This is a genomic window from Chitinophaga eiseniae (genome assembly GCF_012641265.1).
GTDB classification, from domain to species: Bacteria; Bacteroidota; Bacteroidia; order Chitinophagales; family Chitinophagaceae; genus Chitinophaga; species Chitinophaga eiseniae_A.
The window spans coordinates 573,678-592,559 of sequence record NZ_JABAHZ010000002.1 but is presented as its reverse complement, the minus strand read 5'-3'; the positions used below and the strand labels follow the sequence as shown (position 1 = coordinate 592,559).

The 18,882-nt window shown below is 46.6% G+C and carries 13 protein-coding genes; 9 read left to right on the top strand and 4 right to left on the bottom strand.

Features of this window, described 5'->3' with window-relative positions:
* The first annotated feature begins 38 nt into the window (after nucleotides 1-38).
* Entirely contained in the window at nucleotides 39-755 is a 717-nt protein-coding gene (gene mtgA, locus HGH91_RS10045) for a monofunctional biosynthetic peptidoglycan transglycosylase (protein WP_168738320.1), read from the top strand.
* Here the strand turns inward: mtgA and HGH91_RS10040 are convergent, their stop codons facing one another.
* From HGH91_RS10040 to HGH91_RS10025, 4 genes are all read right to left on the bottom strand, one after another.
* Entirely contained in the window at nucleotides 756-1,280 is a 525-nt protein-coding gene (locus HGH91_RS10040) for an AAA family ATPase (protein ID WP_168738319.1), read from the bottom strand.
* Nucleotides 1,277-1,900, bottom strand: coding sequence for a nicotinamide riboside transporter PnuC (gene pnuC, locus HGH91_RS10035; protein WP_168738318.1), 624 nt, complete (start codon nucleotides 1,898-1,900; stop codon nucleotides 1,277-1,279). The genes HGH91_RS10040 and pnuC overlap by 4 nt, the downstream gene beginning before the upstream one ends.
* Nucleotides 1,901-1,927: 27 nt before the next feature.
* Entirely contained in the window at nucleotides 1,928-3,625 is a 1,698-nt protein-coding gene (locus HGH91_RS10030; RefSeq protein ID WP_247651702.1) for a PNGase F N-terminal domain-containing protein, read from the bottom strand.
* Nucleotides 3,626-3,769: 144 nt separating this feature from the next.
* On the bottom strand, nucleotides 3,770-4,324 hold the full coding sequence (locus HGH91_RS10025; RefSeq protein WP_262713370.1) for a NifU family protein: 555 nt from the start codon (nucleotides 4,322-4,324) through the stop codon (nucleotides 3,770-3,772).
* A gap of 267 nt (nucleotides 4,325-4,591) precedes the next feature.
* Here HGH91_RS10025 and HGH91_RS10020 point away from each other — a divergent pair, with 267 nt between their 5' ends.
* The 8 genes from HGH91_RS10020 (at nucleotide 4,592) to dinD (ending at nucleotide 18,856) form a co-directional block, all read left to right on the top strand.
* Nucleotides 4,592-5,044 carry a methylglyoxal synthase gene (locus HGH91_RS10020; protein WP_168738317.1) on the top strand — a complete coding sequence of 151 codons (453 nt, stop codon included), beginning with the start codon at nucleotides 4,592-4,594 and terminating at the stop codon, nucleotides 5,042-5,044.
* 102 nt (nucleotides 5,045-5,146) lie between these two features.
* A complete protein-coding gene (locus HGH91_RS10015) occupies nucleotides 5,147-7,012 on the top strand; it encodes a mechanosensitive ion channel family protein (RefSeq protein WP_168738316.1) in 1,866 nt (621 codons plus the stop codon).
* Between the two features lie 88 nt (nucleotides 7,013-7,100).
* Nucleotides 7,101-8,642: a glycoside hydrolase family 10 protein gene (locus HGH91_RS10010; protein WP_168738315.1), complete on the top strand. Its 1,542-nt coding sequence runs from the start codon at nucleotides 7,101-7,103 to the stop codon at nucleotides 8,640-8,642.
* A 216-nt stretch (nucleotides 8,643-8,858) separates the two neighbouring features.
* A complete protein-coding gene (locus HGH91_RS10005; RefSeq protein WP_168738314.1) occupies nucleotides 8,859-10,508 on the top strand; it encodes a M57 family metalloprotease in 1,650 nt (549 codons plus the stop codon).
* A 511-nt stretch (nucleotides 10,509-11,019) separates the two neighbouring features.
* Nucleotides 11,020-15,549 (top strand): glutamate synthase large subunit, encoded by a 4,530-nt coding sequence (gltB, locus tag HGH91_RS10000; protein WP_168738313.1) that lies wholly within the window; start codon nucleotides 11,020-11,022, stop codon nucleotides 15,547-15,549.
* Nucleotides 15,550-15,612: 63 nt separating this feature from the next.
* Nucleotides 15,613-17,088: a glutamate synthase subunit beta gene (locus HGH91_RS09995; protein WP_168738312.1), complete on the top strand. Its 1,476-nt coding sequence runs from the start codon at nucleotides 15,613-15,615 to the stop codon at nucleotides 17,086-17,088.
* A gap of 202 nt (nucleotides 17,089-17,290) precedes the next feature.
* Nucleotides 17,291-17,911, top strand: a complete 621-nt coding sequence (locus HGH91_RS09990) for a hypothetical protein (RefSeq protein ID WP_168738311.1) — start codon at nucleotides 17,291-17,293, stop codon at nucleotides 17,909-17,911.
* A gap of 105 nt (nucleotides 17,912-18,016) precedes the next feature.
* Entirely contained in the window at nucleotides 18,017-18,856 is an 840-nt protein-coding gene (gene dinD / locus HGH91_RS09985) for a DNA damage-inducible protein D (protein ID WP_168738310.1), read from the top strand.
* Nucleotides 18,857-18,882 lie beyond the last annotated feature (26 nt).

Here is an 18,882-nt window from a genome sequence, read left to right as displayed (position 1 = left end):
TTAACCTACCTTTCAGCCCGATTTTCGAAACCTACGCGATGAATTTAAAAGGCATTGTTCCCAGAACGTGGAGGAGACTAAAGAGAGTATTGCTGGTCCTGATTGTTGCACAATTTGTTTATATCGTCCTGTTGAAATGGGTGAATCCGCCTATTACCATCACTCAAATATCAAGCTGGGTAAGCCTTTGGGGGACAGACAAATCACTACAGAAAACCTGGGTGAGCTATGATGAAATATCCCAGCACGCCAAACTGGCTGTGATAGCCAGTGAAGATCAACTCTTCACCGATCACAATGGCTTTGACTTCAAATCCATTGAAAAAGCCATGAAGCATAACCAGCAGAGCAAAAAGATTAAAGGGGCCAGCACCATTAGTCAACAGGTGGCTAAAAATGTATTCCTCTGGCAGGGCAGGAGCTGGTTTCGAAAAGGACTGGAGGTATATTTTACCTTTATGATTGAGAAGATCTGGGGGAAACAACGCATCCTGGAAGTGTACCTGAATGTAGCAGAAATGGGAGAAGGAGTATTTGGTATTGAAGCGGCCTCCCAGGTAAATTATCATAAAAACGCCGCCAGTTTGAACCGGGAAGAAGCCGCCATGATAGCCGCCTGCCTGCCTAATCCGGTTAAATATACCGTCAACCCGCCTGCAAGAATTACGGCGTATCGCCAGCGCAGAATATTGATCCAGATGCGCAATCTCGCGCCAGATGCGGATATTACGGAACTGGTTACCGGCAGAAACTAACTACGGCCGTTGTAGCAGGCGGTTTACCGCCGCAATAGCCGATGCTTCCCGTTCCTCATAACTTCCTCGGATATCTTCCCAGGTCACACCGGATTGTATCACAATATCCCGGTACAGCTGGTAGAAGTAATTACGCATTTCCGGTTCAGGATGTTCCCGCTGTGGATCTTCTTCCCAGGGCAGATCAATATAAGTGAGCAAGTACAAATCGCAATTTTGCTCCGCTATCTGTGATAAAATACGTGGATCGCAGTCGCCATATTTATGCTCACTCCAAACCTTTATTACATAGAGGTCGGTATCACAAATCAATACCTCATTGGCTTTAGCCGCTTGTTGGCGTTCGAGCGCCAGTTGGCCGGCGGCAATTTCCAGCAAATCGGATTGTTCATAAGGACGAGTGAGCCGGTCTACATATTCACGCGCGTATTCCGGCGTCCACACGGTATTAAAGTGGGCTGCCAGCTTCTCGCTCAATGTGCTCTTACCGGTAGATTCAGGTCCTATTATAACAACTTTCTTCATGGATGCGAAATTTCTCTTTGCCGCACCGTTTCTCTCCATTCAAGATATCCGAATATAGCAATGATAAATAAAAAGATAGTGAGCAGGGCTGTCAGGTACAGGTGTTTATAAAATAACAACGGTATGGCCACCAGGTTAGATATATTGAGCAGTATCCAGTTTTCCAGCTTACGCTTTGCCAGCAACCACATACCGGCACAGGCGGCAGCAGAAACAAAACCGTCCATTACCGGTACATTGGAATCTGAATAATGACGCAGGAGGAACCAGAAGATTGCCCAGCCGCCCAGCGCAATAAAAATGGCCGTCCACAGTTCGTTACGGCTACTTCTCATCACAGGCGTTGATGGCTCCGTTGGGCCTTTCTTTGTCCAATATATCCACCCATATACGCTCATCACCAGGTAATAGGCATTCAGCGTGGCATCGGCGTATAACTTAAAATGCTCCTGCGATAACAGGTACGTATACACGCCGGTACTGATAATGCCCGTGGGATATACCAGGATATTATTATTTTTCTGGAAGATGACCGACAATACTGCAAAGAATACTGCAATTCCCTCCAGCCAGGTCATTTGATGCAGCCCTGCTAATAAACCCTGGTATAAATCACTCATGGTGCGAAGATGGCTAAATAGTTACGATTATTGCTTTTTTTCACCAATCAATGTCCCTGATACATTCCAGAAACTCTGGCTGCTGCCTTCTGGTTTCCCTTGCCGAATAGCCACTTGTATCGTGTGCTTACCAGGCGTAATATCCGGTAAAGATATGTATACGGGAGACGTGAGCGTACCGGGGCACCAATTTGACCGGCTCAGATCAGACGAGGACAACCCATTGCCGAAATTACCCGATGCGGGGTTGGACAGTCGATAGGTGGCACAATCGGTACGCCAGGGAATAAAGTGATATACCCGTTTACCGTCTACAAATATTTCGTTCTGTTTAGGGTTAAATTCATCGCCGCCACCCCAGCCACCATGACCGGTAGTAAGGAGTCTTAACTGGATATTTTTAACCCCTTCAGGGATGTCCACCGTTACTTTAAGCGAATCTTTATCAAATAGGGTAGCATATTCCTGTCCGGCCATCTCCATCAGGTTAGTGGTGTTAAATGCCGGGTAAATCCAATTGGGAACGGGCTTATTTTCATCTTCCGGATCGCCGGGATAATATTTCAGGTGGAGGCTTACTTTATGACCACCTTTGTCATAGTTCCCAATGTAAACACCCAGCCAAACTTCGCCCTGCAGGCGGCCATGGAGCTCGGTAATGTCTTGTTTGTAGATAACTGAATCGGCCCAATGATAACCGGCAATTTTTACCTGGTTGTTAAACTGCCTTACACCAAAAGGGGTGAAAAAGCGCAATATTTCCAATGCAGGCAGGTAGCTGTCGGTAGCCACCATTCCCTGGTATTGCTTGCCGTTCTTTGCAGTAAATAACGGTAACATCCCTACGCCTTTTTGCAATCCATCCAGGAAAGAACTGGCTTTGTCTACCGGTATCATAAACACAGAGCCGGTTCTGTCATACGCGTCACCATTGGAAAATTGGGTGAGTTCTGCAAAAAGGGTCTGCCCTTTCTGTATAGCCGGCAGCGTTACTTTTTTCAGGATCACGGTACCACCAGCATAGTGATACGTTTGATTCAGTTGCTCGCCAGCAGGATTAGCCGTATTATTTCCCCAGCTGATCTGTTCCTGGTCAAACACGGGGAGGGTGGTGTAGCGGCTATCTATTACCTGTCGCATGTAGGCAGCGTCATCTACCATTGTCCCTGTATTCACAGGCCAGGCGAGGGTAGAGTCAGCGATTTTTTTATAGGTGATCTTCTTTGCCAGTGTTTCGCTATTGCCATTACGCACAATTTTGAGCACCAGCCCCAATCCTGGCGCAATAGTAATGTTAGGTGTTCCTTTCAATGCCAGGGCATTGGTATACCATACTTCGATGGTATTGGAACGGATAAACAATTTGGCTTTTTTACATACATACCCCAGGATGGTAGCGGTGTCGGGAAGGAGTTCGGGGGTAGCGTATTCGCTAAACGCTTTCTTCAACGTATATACCTGGCTGTTAGGTAGTGTTAATACCTGCAGGGTAAATTGTTCCTGCATTTGCAGGTATTGCTGTTCTTTCTGTTTGTGACCACCCGGGATAACATGGGCGCGTTGTCCGCTGATGGCTAGCTGCAGCTCGTTTCCTGGAATTGGCTTCCCATTGCTGCTGAATCCATAGGTAATAATGGCGGATGTGCTGTCTGTACGCCTCTTTTGCTGGGCATGTGCCGGTTGCATCGCTATAGCGATACCGGTAAGTAGCATTAAAAATCTCATGCTGGCTATTCGCTTTTTTAGTGTTCAATGTTCTATATCCGGGCCTTTTAGCTATTGCTAAAATACCCGGGGGTAGCAGCTAAAAAAAAGCACAGCCATAAAGACTGTGCTTTCGTTTAACACTATCATTCACTCAACTATGGCTTATTCTGCTTCCGCCACCACTTCCTTCACTTCTGGGATCATACGCTTCATCATGCCTTCAATACCGGCTTTCAGCGTAATCATGGAAGAGGGACAGCCTGAACAGGAACCTTGTAACATCAGTTTCACCGTGCCGTTTTCATAGTCTTTGAACTGAATGGCGCCACCATCCATTTCAACAGCCGGTTTCACATAATTTTCCAATAATTCCTTGATACGTTTTACTACATCGGTATCATCAGCACTTACTTCGTTGCTGGCGGCAGACTTGGTAACTACTACTTCGTCTTCGTTGATAACAGGGCGGGAGTCTTCCAGGTATTCTTTCAGGAAGGCTTTTACCGTGGGTATGATATCATTCCAGTCCGTTTCGCTGGTCTTAGTAAGCGTAATAAAGTTAGCCATGATAAATACTCCCTTGATAAAAGGGAAGCTAAACAACTCGATGGCTAAAGGAGATGGTTTAGCACTGGCTTCATCCGGGAAATCGATGCTTTTACCAGGATACAACAGTTTGTTAGCCACAAACTTCATTGTTTCTGGGTTTGGCGTCATTTCCGTGTATATGCTGATGATTGGATTTCCTGTTTTAATCATTTTTATCCGGATTTACTCCTGCAAAGGTAATCTTTTTCGGGCAGATTTCAGGGATGTGTTCAAATGTAGGCCATCGAAATAAACAATTGGCGCATAGGTATCCCTGATATCTTTGCCACTCATAATTATACGCTTTTTTTCTTATATAATTACCGATAAGGAACAAAATAATATGATAGAATTCTACATTTATTTATTGCCTGTCACTTATTACTTTTGTGAAGTATGCAAACAACGAAAATCTTAAAAGCACGCAAAAGAATTGCCCTGATTGCGCACGATCACAAAAAGGCAGAGCTGATAGAGTGGGCTGTTTATAACAAAACAGTATTGAGTCGCCATGAACTATATGCCACCGGTACCACCGGTCAGCTGATAGAGCAGGCGCTGGATGTATCTGTGCGTAAATTGCTGAGCGGTCCTCTGGGCGGCGACCAACAAATTGGCGCCCTGGTAGCTACGGGAGAGCTGGATGTGATCATTTTCTTCTGGGATCCCATGGAAGCACTGCCGCACGACCCCGATATCAAGGCCCTGCTGCGTTTAGGCGTTGTATGGAATATTCCCATGGCCAGCAATCGTGCTTCTGCCGACTTTCTCCTCACGTCTCCCCTGATGCACCAGGAATATGAGGCCAGCTTGCCGGATTATAGCCAGTATAGCAAGAGAAAAATATAGAATGATCCTATTAGGATTAAATCTCTATAAATTACATTTATTTTTATAAGCATCCCCTGCAGCTCCGGGGAAATTTCCGTACTTTAAATAAAAGCTTCGGGAATGAGAGCTGTTTTTACCCTGTTACTTGCGTTCGCGCTGACCAATACCACATTGCCCTGTATCGCACAACATGATACCAGCCGGGCCTACCGCGACTCCCTTACAGATCTGCAACTGGCCCAGACCACCCGGCTGCTCCGGGAAAATGACTCCTTGCAGAAAGCCGGCGAAACGCAGAAAAAAGCGCTGGAACAACAACTGCAGCTCATCAGCAACGACAATGACCAGCGGAAAGTAGTCCTCCAGGAAAAGCTGGCCGCCTTTGAACAGGCCGATTCACTGAAAAAAGCAGCCAGCCTGCAGCGCATCGCCAGGCTAAAAGCCAGCCACGGTGGCTTTCCCGTAGCCCCTTTCGGAGATACCCTCTTTTTCGTATACAATAAGCTAGGCCCGCTACAGCCCAGCGAAAGAGCCCAGAACTCCAACCACAAACTGCAACAACTCGCGGCCGATCCCTTCTTCAGCCCAGATACCCTCAATGCCATAGCCAATGAAAGCAATGTGGATGTTACCTATAATGAACTCGTTATCCTGAGCATTACCGACGACGACGCCCTATGGCTTAACCAGGACAAAATGCAGGTGGCCACCGAATATACCGCCGCTATCCGGAAAGCGATACTCCAGGAAAAGAAGAATAACAGCCTGGAGAACATCCTTATCCGGGTTGGATGGTTACTCCTTATTATCGCAATATTTTCTGGCATCGTATACGGCATTAACCGCCTCTTTAAACGGTTGCACATTAAAGTGGTGCGGGAAAAAGACCGTTACATCAAGGGCGTAAAAGTGAAAGACTATGCCCTGCTGAACCAGCAAAAGCAGATGGGGATCGTTTTTAGCGCCCTGCGCGTTATCCGGATTATTTTAATCCTGTTCATCTTCTACATTACCTTACCCTTTGTGTTCAGCATTTTCCCCTGGACCAAAGGCATTGCTGATAAACTTATCAATTGGACACTAGCCCCGGTGAAGTCAGCGGGCTATTCTTTTCTTCAATATCTCCCCAAACTACTCACCATTGTTGTTATCTATTTTATCACAAGATACCTGGCAAAACTAGTCAACTACCTGGCAGAAGAAATTGCTTCCGGCAACCTCAGCATCAAAGGCTTCTACCCCGACTGGGCCCGGCCTACAGGGAGTGGCATCAAATTCTTACTGTACGCCTTTATGTTCGTAGTCATCTTTCCTTACCTGCCAGGGTCGGACTCTAAAATATTCCAGGGCGTATCCGTTTTTCTGGGCATTCTCTTTTCCCTGGGCTCCTCATCCGCGATTTCCAATGTGATTGCAGGCTTCGTGATCACTTACATGCGGCCTTTTAAAATAGGAGACCGGGTAAAAATAGGGGATATCACCGGCGATGTAATTGAGAAAAACCTGCTGGTGACCCGGTTGCGCACCATTAAAAATGAAGAAATTACGGTACCCAACGCCAGCATACTAAATGGTCATACCATCAACTTTACCAGCTCCAGCAAAGATCCGGGCCTCATCATACATACCACTGTGACTATCGGTTATGATGTTCCCTGGAAACAGGTCCACGAGCAGCTCATAAAGGCTGCTATGGCCACTGAAGGCGTTATGGGAGAAAAACAGCCCTTTGTGCTGCAAACAGCCCTCAATGATTTCTCCGTTGCCTACGAGATCAACGCCTATACTGACCGGCCCCACCAGATGGCGCTGCTTTATTCCGAACTGCACCGCAACATACAGGATTGCTTCAATGCCGCAGGTATTGAGATTATGTCGCCCAATTACCTGGCACACCGCGATGGTAATACCACTACCATTCCATTGGAGTATCTGCCTGAAAACTACCAGCCTGGGGCCTTTCGTGTGAAGACAGAAAAAGAGTAAGTAACGCTATCTTCATAAGAATCACATATTTATATTATAACAGGCGCTCTTTTTGCTATTTTCGCATCTTAGGTTAAAAGCAAGGCAGATGTTGAAGCAATTTATAGCAGGGACTATTTTGTGTGTAGTCCTGATGCAACAGGCATGGGCGCAATTGCCTCCCAAGCGGGAATTAAGGGCAGTTTGGATCGCCACTGTTGAAAATATTGACTGGCCCTCCCGGCGTGGCTTAAGTACAGAACAACAAAAACAGGAATTCATTGCCATACTGGATCAGCAACAACGCAATGGTATGAATGCAGTAGTAGTGCAGGTTCGTCCCGCTACCGATGCCTTTTATGCTTCTCCTTACGAACCCTGGTCGGAATACCTCACCGGTGTTCAGGGACAGGCGCCCAATCCATATTATGATCCCTTGCAGTTCATGGTAGAAGAAACGCATAAACGGGGCATGGAGTTCCACGCCTGGTTTAATCCCTATCGTGCAGTATTCAATGTAAGCCGCAGCAGCGTGGCACCCAACCATGTTACCCGGCTTCATCCCCAATGGTTCCTGACCTACGACAATAAAAAATATTTCGATCCGGGTATCCCGGAGGTGCGGGACTATGTAACGGCAGTTATCCGTGATGTGGTGAAACGCTATGATATTGATGCCGTACACTTCGATGATTACTTCTATCCTTATCGTGTTCCGGGAAAAGAATTTCCCGATAACAACTCCTATCGCCAATATGGTGGCAATATGATGAAGGACGATTGGCGCAGGGCCAATGTAGACGCTATCATACAAATGCTGAGTGTTGCCATTAAGGCAGAAAAGCCCTGGGTAAAATTTGGCGTTAGCCCGTTTGGTGTTTGGCGTAACAAAGACAAAGACCCTGAAGGTTCCTACACCAAAGGCGGTCAAACCAACTACGACGATTTATATGCTGATATCCTTAAATGGCTGAAGAAGGGCTGGATCGATTATGTAGCTCCTCAAATTTACTGGGAGCGTGGCCACCGGCTGGCGGATTATGAAATATTACTCAACTGGTGGAGCCAGCATGGCTATGGCAGGCAGGTGTACATCGGTCACGGCGTATATCGCATCAACAGCAATGCTGCCTGGAAAAATCCCAATGAAATACCTGCCCAGATAGAAGAAGCCAGAACGCTCAATACCGTACAGGGAAGTATTTTTTATAGCGCGGCTTCTTTCAGGGGCAATCCTCTCGGCATTGAAGATGCACTGCGCAGAGGTGTTTACAGATACCCGGCATTGCGTCCTATTATGCCCTGGCTGCCAAAAGAAACCCCGGATGCGCCTTATTTTGCAGATGCCATTGAGCGCAGTGGCGGACTGGAAATACATTGGACGGATGAAGATACCACCGGTCGCTCCAAACAATACGTGCTATATCGTTTTGAGCAAAATGAACCAATTAACGTTACCGACCCCACGAAAATTCTGGCTATCCTGGGCCAAATGCCCGACCCGGTATATAAAGATCTTACCTATGTAAAAGGGAAATCATATACTTATGTGGTGACTGCCCTCGACAGGATGCAGAATGAGAGCCTGTTGGGCGAACCTTTACGGGTACAGGTAAAGAATGGGAAGACCGCTTTCCTGTTTGAGCCGTAATCACATTTGCCTGGGCGCTTTAACCCCGTGCCCAGGCAAATCGTCATCCAACCACATTTGCAGAAGCAGGTAGATAAGTTGATGTTTAAATCGTATATCTTTTTTTTTGTACGCGTTTTTTGGCTACTTTTGATAAAATTGTTATCACCCGATCAGTAATTGTTTCCTATACTAACACTTATACTGTAACATATTGATTGTCAAAAAATCTCAACTATGAATTCACGCACTAAATTTCTCGCCTGCGTCGCGGCAGGTGCTATTTTCCTATCTGCCTGTGTTAAGACCCCAACTAACCCGGAAGATGACAAAAAAATATCCACTTCCACTATCAGTAAAATCAACGCGTTGGGTTTTGATACGCTAAATGCAAAAAAACTTAATGGAGGGTATGTAGTAGAGGGAGATCTTTTTTTAACCGAAAAAGATCTTGAAAGTAAACAAGGCTATACTGTTTTGTCTATCGCTGAGGCCGACCAATACAAGCTGTCATATACACTGACAGCACTACCACGTACAATCAATGTGTCTGTAGCTGGTTTACCTGCTGCCTATTCCAATGCAGCAGATATTGCCATTGCCAGGTTTAACGCGCTTAGTCTAAGTATTACCTTAAAAAAAGTAGCCAATACTTCAGATGCAGATATTGAAATTAAAGATGGTAAACTGGGTGATGGCATGCAAGCCTTAACTCCAGCTTATCCTGCTGTTGCCAAAAATCCTTCCAGTCCGATAACCCTTGATGTAACTGCATTGGGAAGAAGCCTGGATGAAAAAAAGCTGGCTACATTGATTGCCCATGAAATTGCTCATGCTATTGGATTAAGACATACTACCTATACAGATGATCTTTACCACTGCACCTATAAACAGATAGCTAAAGCAGGTGATGCCCAGGCTGATCTCATCAAAATTGATGGAACGCCTACCAGCGGAGCGGCTTTCAGCTGGATGTCCGGCTGCCTGAATAATGAAGATCATCCGTTTAATCCAAATGATGTTATTGCACTAAATTACTTCTACAATAATTTAACTGGTATTTTCAATGTTCCTACTGCTACGTATAGGAAAGGAACCAAAGAACTGTACTTATTTGTAAGAAGTAAGAACAATACGTTGTTGGAGAAAGTATACACACCTGCTACTGGCTGGTCTGCCTGGACAGATCTTGGCGGAACGCTTACCTCAGACCCGTCTGCAACTTCCCGTGATGAAAACAATATTGCTGTTTTCGCAAGAGGAGCCAACAATAACCTGATCTTTAAAACCTGGACGCCGAATGGAGGATGGAGCCAACAATGGACAGATCTTGGTGGTACCTTTTATTCAGCTCCCAATGCTGCCTCCAGAGGAGCTAATTTTATCAACGTACTCGTAAAAGGTGCAAATAACGTTTTGCAAACCAGGTATTATGTAGAAGGAGAGGGGTGGCATGAATGGCAAAATTTTGCGACAACGGTATCTTCAGCAGCCACCAGTGCTTCCCGGTATGCCAATTCTATTGAAATGTACGCCCAGGATGCAGGCAACCACCTTTTACAGGGAATATGGACAAAAGAGTCTGACAGAACCGTGTGGCAGAGCCTTGGAGGCACGATCTATTCTGCACCAGCAGCCGTTGCAAGAGGAAATTTCAATGTAGATGTTTTCGCCCTGGGAAACAATCACCAACTTATTACCACCAATTGGTTTGTTGCCGACAACTGGAAAAGTTGGCAGTCTATTGGCGCCAGTATTTATTCAGCACCTGCTGTAGCGTCCCCTGATTCTCTGTCGATGGATATCTTTGTTAAAGGACCTAGCGATAACCTGATTCAAAGAACCTGGACAAAAGCCAATGGCTATGGTCCGTGGATCAGTTTATAACTTGTTCATCATAAATCGTTTCTGGCTGAGGGCCAACCAAATATTGGTTGGCCCTCAGCTTTTTCTTTTTACTACTGTTGCTTATAAAAATGATTTAAAACATTATCCATATATAATATTTATATAAACAATAATCAACAAAAATGAGTATATAAATAACGGATTAAATAATAAATCATTAAACAGGAGATATTAAAATAATATATCTCAGCCGATGGTCTTAAAAATATTATATCTCGTAATAGCCTATTTAACCACATGGCTCTGCTCGTAGATTCCTCCTCAAAACGGCCCAATTTGCCTCCGCCGGCCTTTCATTTTTTTCAATTATTCTAACAATTACTGGTATCTTTTTATCTTTTTCTAAATTTTATTCGTCTAACAAAAGTTTTTATAAAAAATACCGCATTCCTTTAGTATCTTTAAACCGTTCCCGAATTATATCGTACACCATCACCCACGGCGCAAGTCATAGGGGAGAGAGTGTGCCAAAGCAAAAAATCTAAACCAAATGGATGAAGTGAAGCAAACGCAAGGTTTATACCGTCCGGAATTTGAACATGATGCCTGCGGAACAGGGTTTACAGCTCATATCAAAGGCCGTAAATCTCACCATATCATTCGTGATGCTTTAACCATGCTGGAAAACATGGAACACCGCGGAGCCTGCGGTTGTGAGCAAAACACAGGAGATGGTGCAGGAATACTGTTTCAAATGCCACATGAGTTTCTGTACGACGAATGCCTGAAACTGGGTATCCGCCTGCCGGAATTTGGAAAATACGGTGTAGGCATGGTCTTCTTTCCGAAAGAACCACGCTGGCGCGAGGAATGTCGTGAGATTCTCCAGCGCAGCGCAGAGAAACTGGGCCTTGAAATTCTTGGCTATCGCAAAGTACCGGTACGTCCGGATGGCATCGGTGAGACCGCCCTTTCTGTAGAACCGGAAATTGAACAGGTATTTATTGCCTGTCCTTATCATATCAGTGACCCTGAAATGTTTGAGCGCAAATTATTTGTGCTCCGCAATTACGCGTCTAAAACAGTGCGTAATACCGTACCGAAAGAAAAGTCGCTGTTTTATATTGCGTCTCTCTCGTATAAAACAATTGTATATAAAGGTCAGCTGACGACCTACCAGGTACGTCATTATTATACCGACCTGAGTGATGAGAAAATGGTATCTGCCTTTGCCCTCATCCACTCCCGGTTTGCGACCAATACGTTCCCTAGCTGGAGATTAGCGCACCCTTACCGCTATATTGCCCATAACGGTGAAATCAATACACTCAAAGGTAACCTCAACTGGCTGCGCGCCGGAGAAAGGGACTTTGTGTCCAAGTATTTTACCCCGGAAGAAATGGAAATGCTGCTTCCTATCGTGGAAGAAGGCCAGTCCGATTCTGCCTGCCTGGACAATGTAATAGAACTGCTCACCCTTACCGGCCGCTCCCTGCCACATGTAATGATGATGCTGGTTCCGGAAGCATGGGACGGTAATGAAAGCATGGGCGAAGAAAAGAAGGCGTTCTATGAATACCACGCTTCTCTCATGGAGCCCTGGGATGGTCCTGCCTCCATTTCCTTCACTGACGGTAAAATTATCGGAGCTACCCTGGATCGTAACGGTTTACGCCCCAGCCGCTTCGTAGTAACTAAAGACGATCGCGTGATCATGGCTTCTGAAGCCGGTGTATTACCGATTGATCCTAAAAATGTAAAAGAAAAAGGCCGCCTGCAACCTGGCAAAATGTTTATCGTAGACATGGAACAGGGCCGCATCATTGGTGACGAAGAGCTGAAGCAACAAATCTGCTCCCAGCAACCATACGGCGAATGGCTGAATAAATATAAGATCCGCCTGGAAGAACTGCCTGAACCAAGGGTTACCTTTAGCCACCTGGAACATGAGCAAATCTTCAAATACCAGCGCGCATTTGGCTACAGCACAGAAGACCTGGATCAGATCATTGCTCCTATGGCCATCGACGGGAAAGAACCTGTTGGCTCTATGGGTACAGATACCCCACTCGCTGTATTGAGCAACCAGCCACAACACCTTTGCAACTATTTCAAACAATTGTTTGCCCAGGTAACCAACCCACCGATCGATCCTATCAGGGAAAGACTGGTAATGTCGCTGGCTACTTTTGTGGGTAACAACGGTAATCTGTTGAACGAAGATCCGCTGCACTGCCATAGCCTGGCTTTGCGTCACCCGATCCTCAACAACCACGAACTGGAAAAAATACGTAGTATCGATACCGGTCTTTTCCAGGCCAAAACTTTACATACCTATTTCAAGGCAGACGGTAAACCCGGCTCCCTGGAAAAAGGATTGGCTCGTCTTTGCCGTTATGCAGTAGATGCCGTGGAAGATGGTTTCGAAGTAATCATCCTTTCCGATCGCGCCATCGACTCAGAACATGCTGCGATGCCATCGCTGCTGGCTGCATCCGCTGTTCACCATCACCTGATCCGCAAGGGTTATCGTGGCCAGGTTGGACTGATCGTGGAAGCCGGCGACGTATGGGAAGTACACCACTTTGCTTGCCTGTTGGGCTTCGGCGTAACCGCCATCAACCCATACCTGGCACTCAGCACCATCCGCGATATGAAGCTGAACAACAAGCTGGATACCGCACTGGATGTTGATAAACTGAAAAAGAACTACATCAAAGCAGTATGCGATGGACTCCTGAAAGTATTCTCCAAGATGGGTATCTCTACCCTGCAGTCATACCAGGGTGCACAAATCTTTGAAATACTGGGTATCAATCAGCAAACTGTTGATAAATACTTCACCGGCGCTGTTTCCCGTATCCAGGGTCTGGGCCTCGATGATATTGCCCGTGAAACACTGGCAAAACACTGGATGGGCTATGGCCGTAAGGAAACACCTATCCAGCGCTTAACAGAAGGGGGTGTATACCAGTGGAAACGTAAAGGAGAATTCCACCTCTTTAATCCGACCACTATTCACTACCTGCAGCTGGCCACCCGTATGGGCGATTATGCTGCCTTTAAAAAGTACTCTAAAGCGGTAAATGACCAGAGCGAAAAAGCCGCCACTTTACGTAGCCTGTTTTCGTTCAAGCCTACCCGCCCTTCTATTTCTATCGATGAAGTAGAACCGGCAGCAAGCATTTTCAAACGCTTTGCTACAGGAGCCATGAGCTTCGGTTCTATTTCTCATGAAGCACACTCCACGCTGGCTATTGCGATGAACCGCATCGGTGCAAAAAGCAATACTGGAGAGGGTGGGGAAGATGAGCTGCGCTATGAACAGTTGCCTAACGGCGACTCTATGCGCTCAGCTATCAAGCAGGTGGCCAGCGCCCGTTTTGGCGTAACCAGCTACTATCTGACCAATGCCGACGAATTACAGATTAAAATGGCCCAGGGTGCAAAACCCGGTGAAGGCGGACAGCTGCCCGGCCACAAAGTGGATGACTGGATTGCGAAAGTAAGGCACTCTACACCAGGTGTGGGCCTCATTTCACCGCCTCCTCACCACGATATTTACTCTATCGAGGATCTGGCACAGCTGATCTACGACCTGAAAAATGCGAACCGCGCCGCCCGTATCAGTGTAAAACTGGTATCTAAGGCAGGAGTAGGCACCATTGCCGCCGGTGTGGCCAAAGCACATGCCGATGTAGTACTGGTATCCGGCTTCGATGGAGGTACCGGTGCATCGCCGATCAGCTCTATCAAACACGCAGGGCTACCATGGGAACTTGGTCTGGCAGAAACACACCAAACCCTGGTAAAAAATAAACTCCGCAGCCGCGTAGTATTGCAAACAGACGGCCAGCTGAAAACCGGCCGCGACATTGCCATCGCTACCTTGCTGGGTGCGGAAGAATGGGGCGTTGCCACTGCCGCCCTGGTAGTAGAAGGTTGTATCATGATGCGTAAATGCCACGTGAATACCTGCCCTGTAGGGGTAGCTACCCAGGATCCAGAGCTGCGCAAACGCTTCAGCGGCGATCCTCAACACGTGGTAAACCTCTTCACCTACCTCGTGGAAGAACTCCGCGAAATCATGGCTGAACTAGGCTTCCGGACCATCAATGAAATGGTGGGACAGGTAGACTGCCTGAAGGTGCGTGATAATATCACCAACTGGAAATCACAGAAACTGGATCTTTCTCCAATATTATTTAACGAAGCTGCTACCGCCGAAACCGGCCTGTACAAACAGGAAGAACAAGATCATGGTATCAGTGAAGTAATAGACTGGCAACTGCTGAAAGCAGCACAGCCGGCACTGGAAAAGAAAACAAGGGTATTCCAGCAATATCCGGTAAAAAATACAGATCGTACCATCGGTACCATCCTGTCTAACGAAATCTCCAAACGCTACAAGAGCGAGGGATTACCGGAAGATACCCTGCACTTTAAATTCATCGGATCTGCAGGCCAGAGCTTCGGCGCCTTTGCAACCAAAGGATTGACGCTGGAACTGGAAGGAGAGGCTAACGACTACTTCGGTAAAGGGCTCTCTGGCTCCAAGCTGATCCTGTATCCGCAGAGCGAAGCCGGATTCAAGGCAGAAGAAAATATCATAGCAGGCAACGTTTGCTTCTATGGCGCTACCTCCGGGGAAGCCTATATCCGCGGTAAAGCAGGCGAACGCTTCTGCGTACGTAACTCCGGCGCTACTGTAGTGGTAGAAGGAGTGGGCGATCATGGTTGCGAATACATGACAGGAGGCCGGGCAGTGATCCTGGGCGAAACAGGTCGCAACTTCGGCGCCGGTATGAGCGGGGGTATTGCCTACGTATACGACGTGAAAGGTACTTTCGCTAACCAGTGCAACCGGGATATGATCGACCTCGATCCGTTGGATCAGGAAGATGTAGCACAGCTCCAGGACCTGATTACTAAACACCACGCCTACACGAACAGTACCGTAGCGAAGTTTATCCTGAAAGATTGGGAAAACCAACTGCGTCACTTCGTAAAAGTATTCCCGAAAGAATACAAGGCTGCATTGAAATCAGCTAAAATACAGGGACAGAAAGTAGGTCACTGAGATTAAATTTAACATTCATCATCAAAATATCCCTTGCAAGTAAGGGACTTGTGGAGGAAAATTATGGGTAAACCTACAGGATTCCTGGAATTTACACGCGAGCTGCCCGGGAAAGCGGATCCCCGGGAAAGGGTGGGACACTATAATGAATTTGTAGATCGCTACCCGGAAAATAAATTGAACCAGCAAGCAGCTCGTTGTATGAACTGCGGCGTACCTTTTTGCCACAGCGGATGCCCGCTGGGTAACGTGATACCCGAATTCAATGACGCTGTATACCGTCAGGACTGGCAAAATGCTTACGATATTCTTACTTCTACCAATAACTTCCCGGAGTTTACCGGACGTATCTGTCCGGCGCCCTGTGAAAGTGCCTGTGTACTGGGAATAAACCAGCCACCGGTAGCCATTGAGGAAATAGAAAAACATATTATTGAAGTTGCCTTCGATAAAGGCCTGGTACAGGCAAAAGCACCTCGCGTACGCACAGGCAAAAAAATAGCCGTAATTGGCTCTGGTCCCGCCGGACTGGCAGCAGCTGCACAGCTGAACTATGCCGGTCACTCTGTTACCGTATTTGAAAGAGATGATGCTCCCGGCGGCTTATTACGCTACGGTATCCCCGATTTCAAACTGGAAAAATGGGTGGTGGAACGCCGCGTGAAACTGATGGAAGAAGAAGGAGTGGTATTCCAATGCAATGCCAACGTAGGCGTTAACGTTAGTACCAATGATCTCCTGAGAGAGTACAACGCTATTGTACTGGCAGGTGGCTCTACCATTCCCCGCGACCTGAACATTCCAGGCCGGGAACTGAAGGGCGTTCACTATGCCATGGACTTCCTGAAACAACAGAACAAAAGAGTAAACAACAGGCCCGTAGATGGTAAAGACATCCTGGCTACCGGTAAAAACGTAGTAGTAATTGGTGGAGGTGATACTGGCTCCGACTGCGTAGGAACCAGCAATCGTCACGGCGCTACCAGCGTTACACAACTCGAATTATTACCAAAACCTCCGGGCGAGCGTACACCATACATGCCATGGCCTACCTACCCGATGGTATTAAAAACCTCTTCTTCTCATGAAGAAGGAGCAGACCGTAGATGGGCCATCGCCACCAAAGCCTTTATCGGCGATGACAATGGCCACCTGAAAGCCTTACGCCTGGTAGACCTGCAATGGACCGCCAGCGCCGATGGCCGCCCAGCGAAATTCACGGAAGTACCCGGATCTGAAAGAGATGTACCTTGCGAGCTGGCATTATTAGCTATGGGCTTCTTACATCCTCAACACACCGGGTTACTGGATCAGCTGGAAGTAGAAAAAGATGAACGCGGTAACGTAAAAGCTACTGAAAAAGATTACCTGACCTCCATTCCTAAAGTGTTTGCTGCCGGCGATATGCGCCGTGGTCAATCACTGGTGGTATGGGCTATCAGCGAAGGTCGTGAGTGCGCCAGGAAAGTAGATGAGTTCCTCATGGGTAGCTCACAGCTGGAAAGCAAAGACCACTCGCTGCAGGCAATGGCCTTATAAATTATTATTATCTTTTTTCTCATAAGCAGGTTTAGATTTTGTTGTAACCTTCAGCCGGGCCGGGTTTTTACCCGGCCTATAATTTTTTTAAAAATACCTCTGCCGTCTTTTAAAGACACAAATCCTACATCAGTAGAAACAATGCCCCCATTCAGCTATTTCTGCCCGCTAACACCCCCGAAACCAGATACTTTTGTTAGCAATGAAATATCTGCTGTGTTTATGGAGCCTTTTATGGATAGCAACCGCTGTGACAGCACAGACGGCTCCACACGCTGTACTCATCAACAATGGCCCATTGAAGAAAGGTATCTATAAAACCTTTACAGAATTTCAAACCAATAGCCCCTCCGAAGAAGGCGACCTCCTGATTAAAAACCGGAGTACCGCCGCGCAGATTTACCTGCTGGCCAACCGGAATGAACTCGTACTCCGCGATGACGCCGGCCAGGAACATAAAGTGAAAAACTATTGGGGATATTGCGACGGGATTAACATTTACATAAAAGACAATGGGCTGAATAAGCTGGAAACTATCGGCTATTACTGCATCTATACCCTCCACGCTATCCAGCCATCTCCCAACTACGTGAACCAGGCCGACATGACCGTCAATAGTATCAGTACCCCGGTAGTACTCCGGAAAGTATTGAACATCGTTACCGGCGAGGTGCTGGAATTATCTGCCTATAATCTCCGGAAATACATACTTCCCCAGGATAGCACGCTGCTGGATGAATTCAGGGGCGACAGGGAAAAGAAAGGTCAGCTGGTTAATTATATTTACCGGTTCAATGAACGGAATAAACCGGTAGTTCAATAAATTATTTCAATTTGATCCTGTTTAGGCCTCGTTAACCATTACCATTCTTCGCAGTACTACCTTCATGTCTCACAATTTTGTGAGATCATTTTAAATTTTCTTTTCATGAAAAAAGAACTGATTGACGCATTGTTTGCTCAGTTTGAGCAGGCATGTTATTTACATCAGGAAGTGGAGTGCTGGAGTGCTCGGGAGCTACAACCCATTCTTGGCTATCTGAGATGGGAAAACTTTTTTAAAGTCATTGAAAAAGCAAGAATCTCCTGCGAAAACAGTGGGGGGGCTATTCTGGATCATTTTCGTGATCTCACGAAAACGATAAATACGCCTAAGGGAGGCCAAAGGGCATTGCAAGACTTTGCCCTCACCCGCTATGCCTGTTACCTCATCGCTCAAAATGGCGACGCCCAGAAAGATCCGATTGCCTTCGCGCAAACCTATTTTGCGGTGCAATCCCGCAAACAGGAGATCATTGAAAAACGATTACTGGACATTGACCGCATTAAGGAAAGGGAAAAATTATCCCAGTCTGAAAAAGTACTGTCTGGTATTGCCTACGAAAGAGGAGTGGATGAAAAAGGATTTGCCAATATCAGGTCCAAGGGTGACAAAGCGTTATTTGGCGGGTTCTCCACCCAAGACATGAAGAAAAAACTGGCAGTCCCAAACAATAGGCCCCTTGCTGATTTTCTTCCAACGTTAACTATACAGGCAAAAGCACTGGCAACAGGTATCACTAGTCATAATGTCATCGAAAAAGACCTTCAGGGAGAAGCCTCTATTACGGATGAACATGTGGATAACAACGCTGCCGTCAGAAAATTACTCCTGGACCGGGGCGTCAAACCAGAAAGCCTTCCCAAGTCAGAAGATGTAGATAAAGTGAAACGACGAATTAAAAAAGAAAACCGCCAGGTACTCAACCAACCATCCCGAAAAGAATAGACCTCAATAACTCCTCATCCGATCCA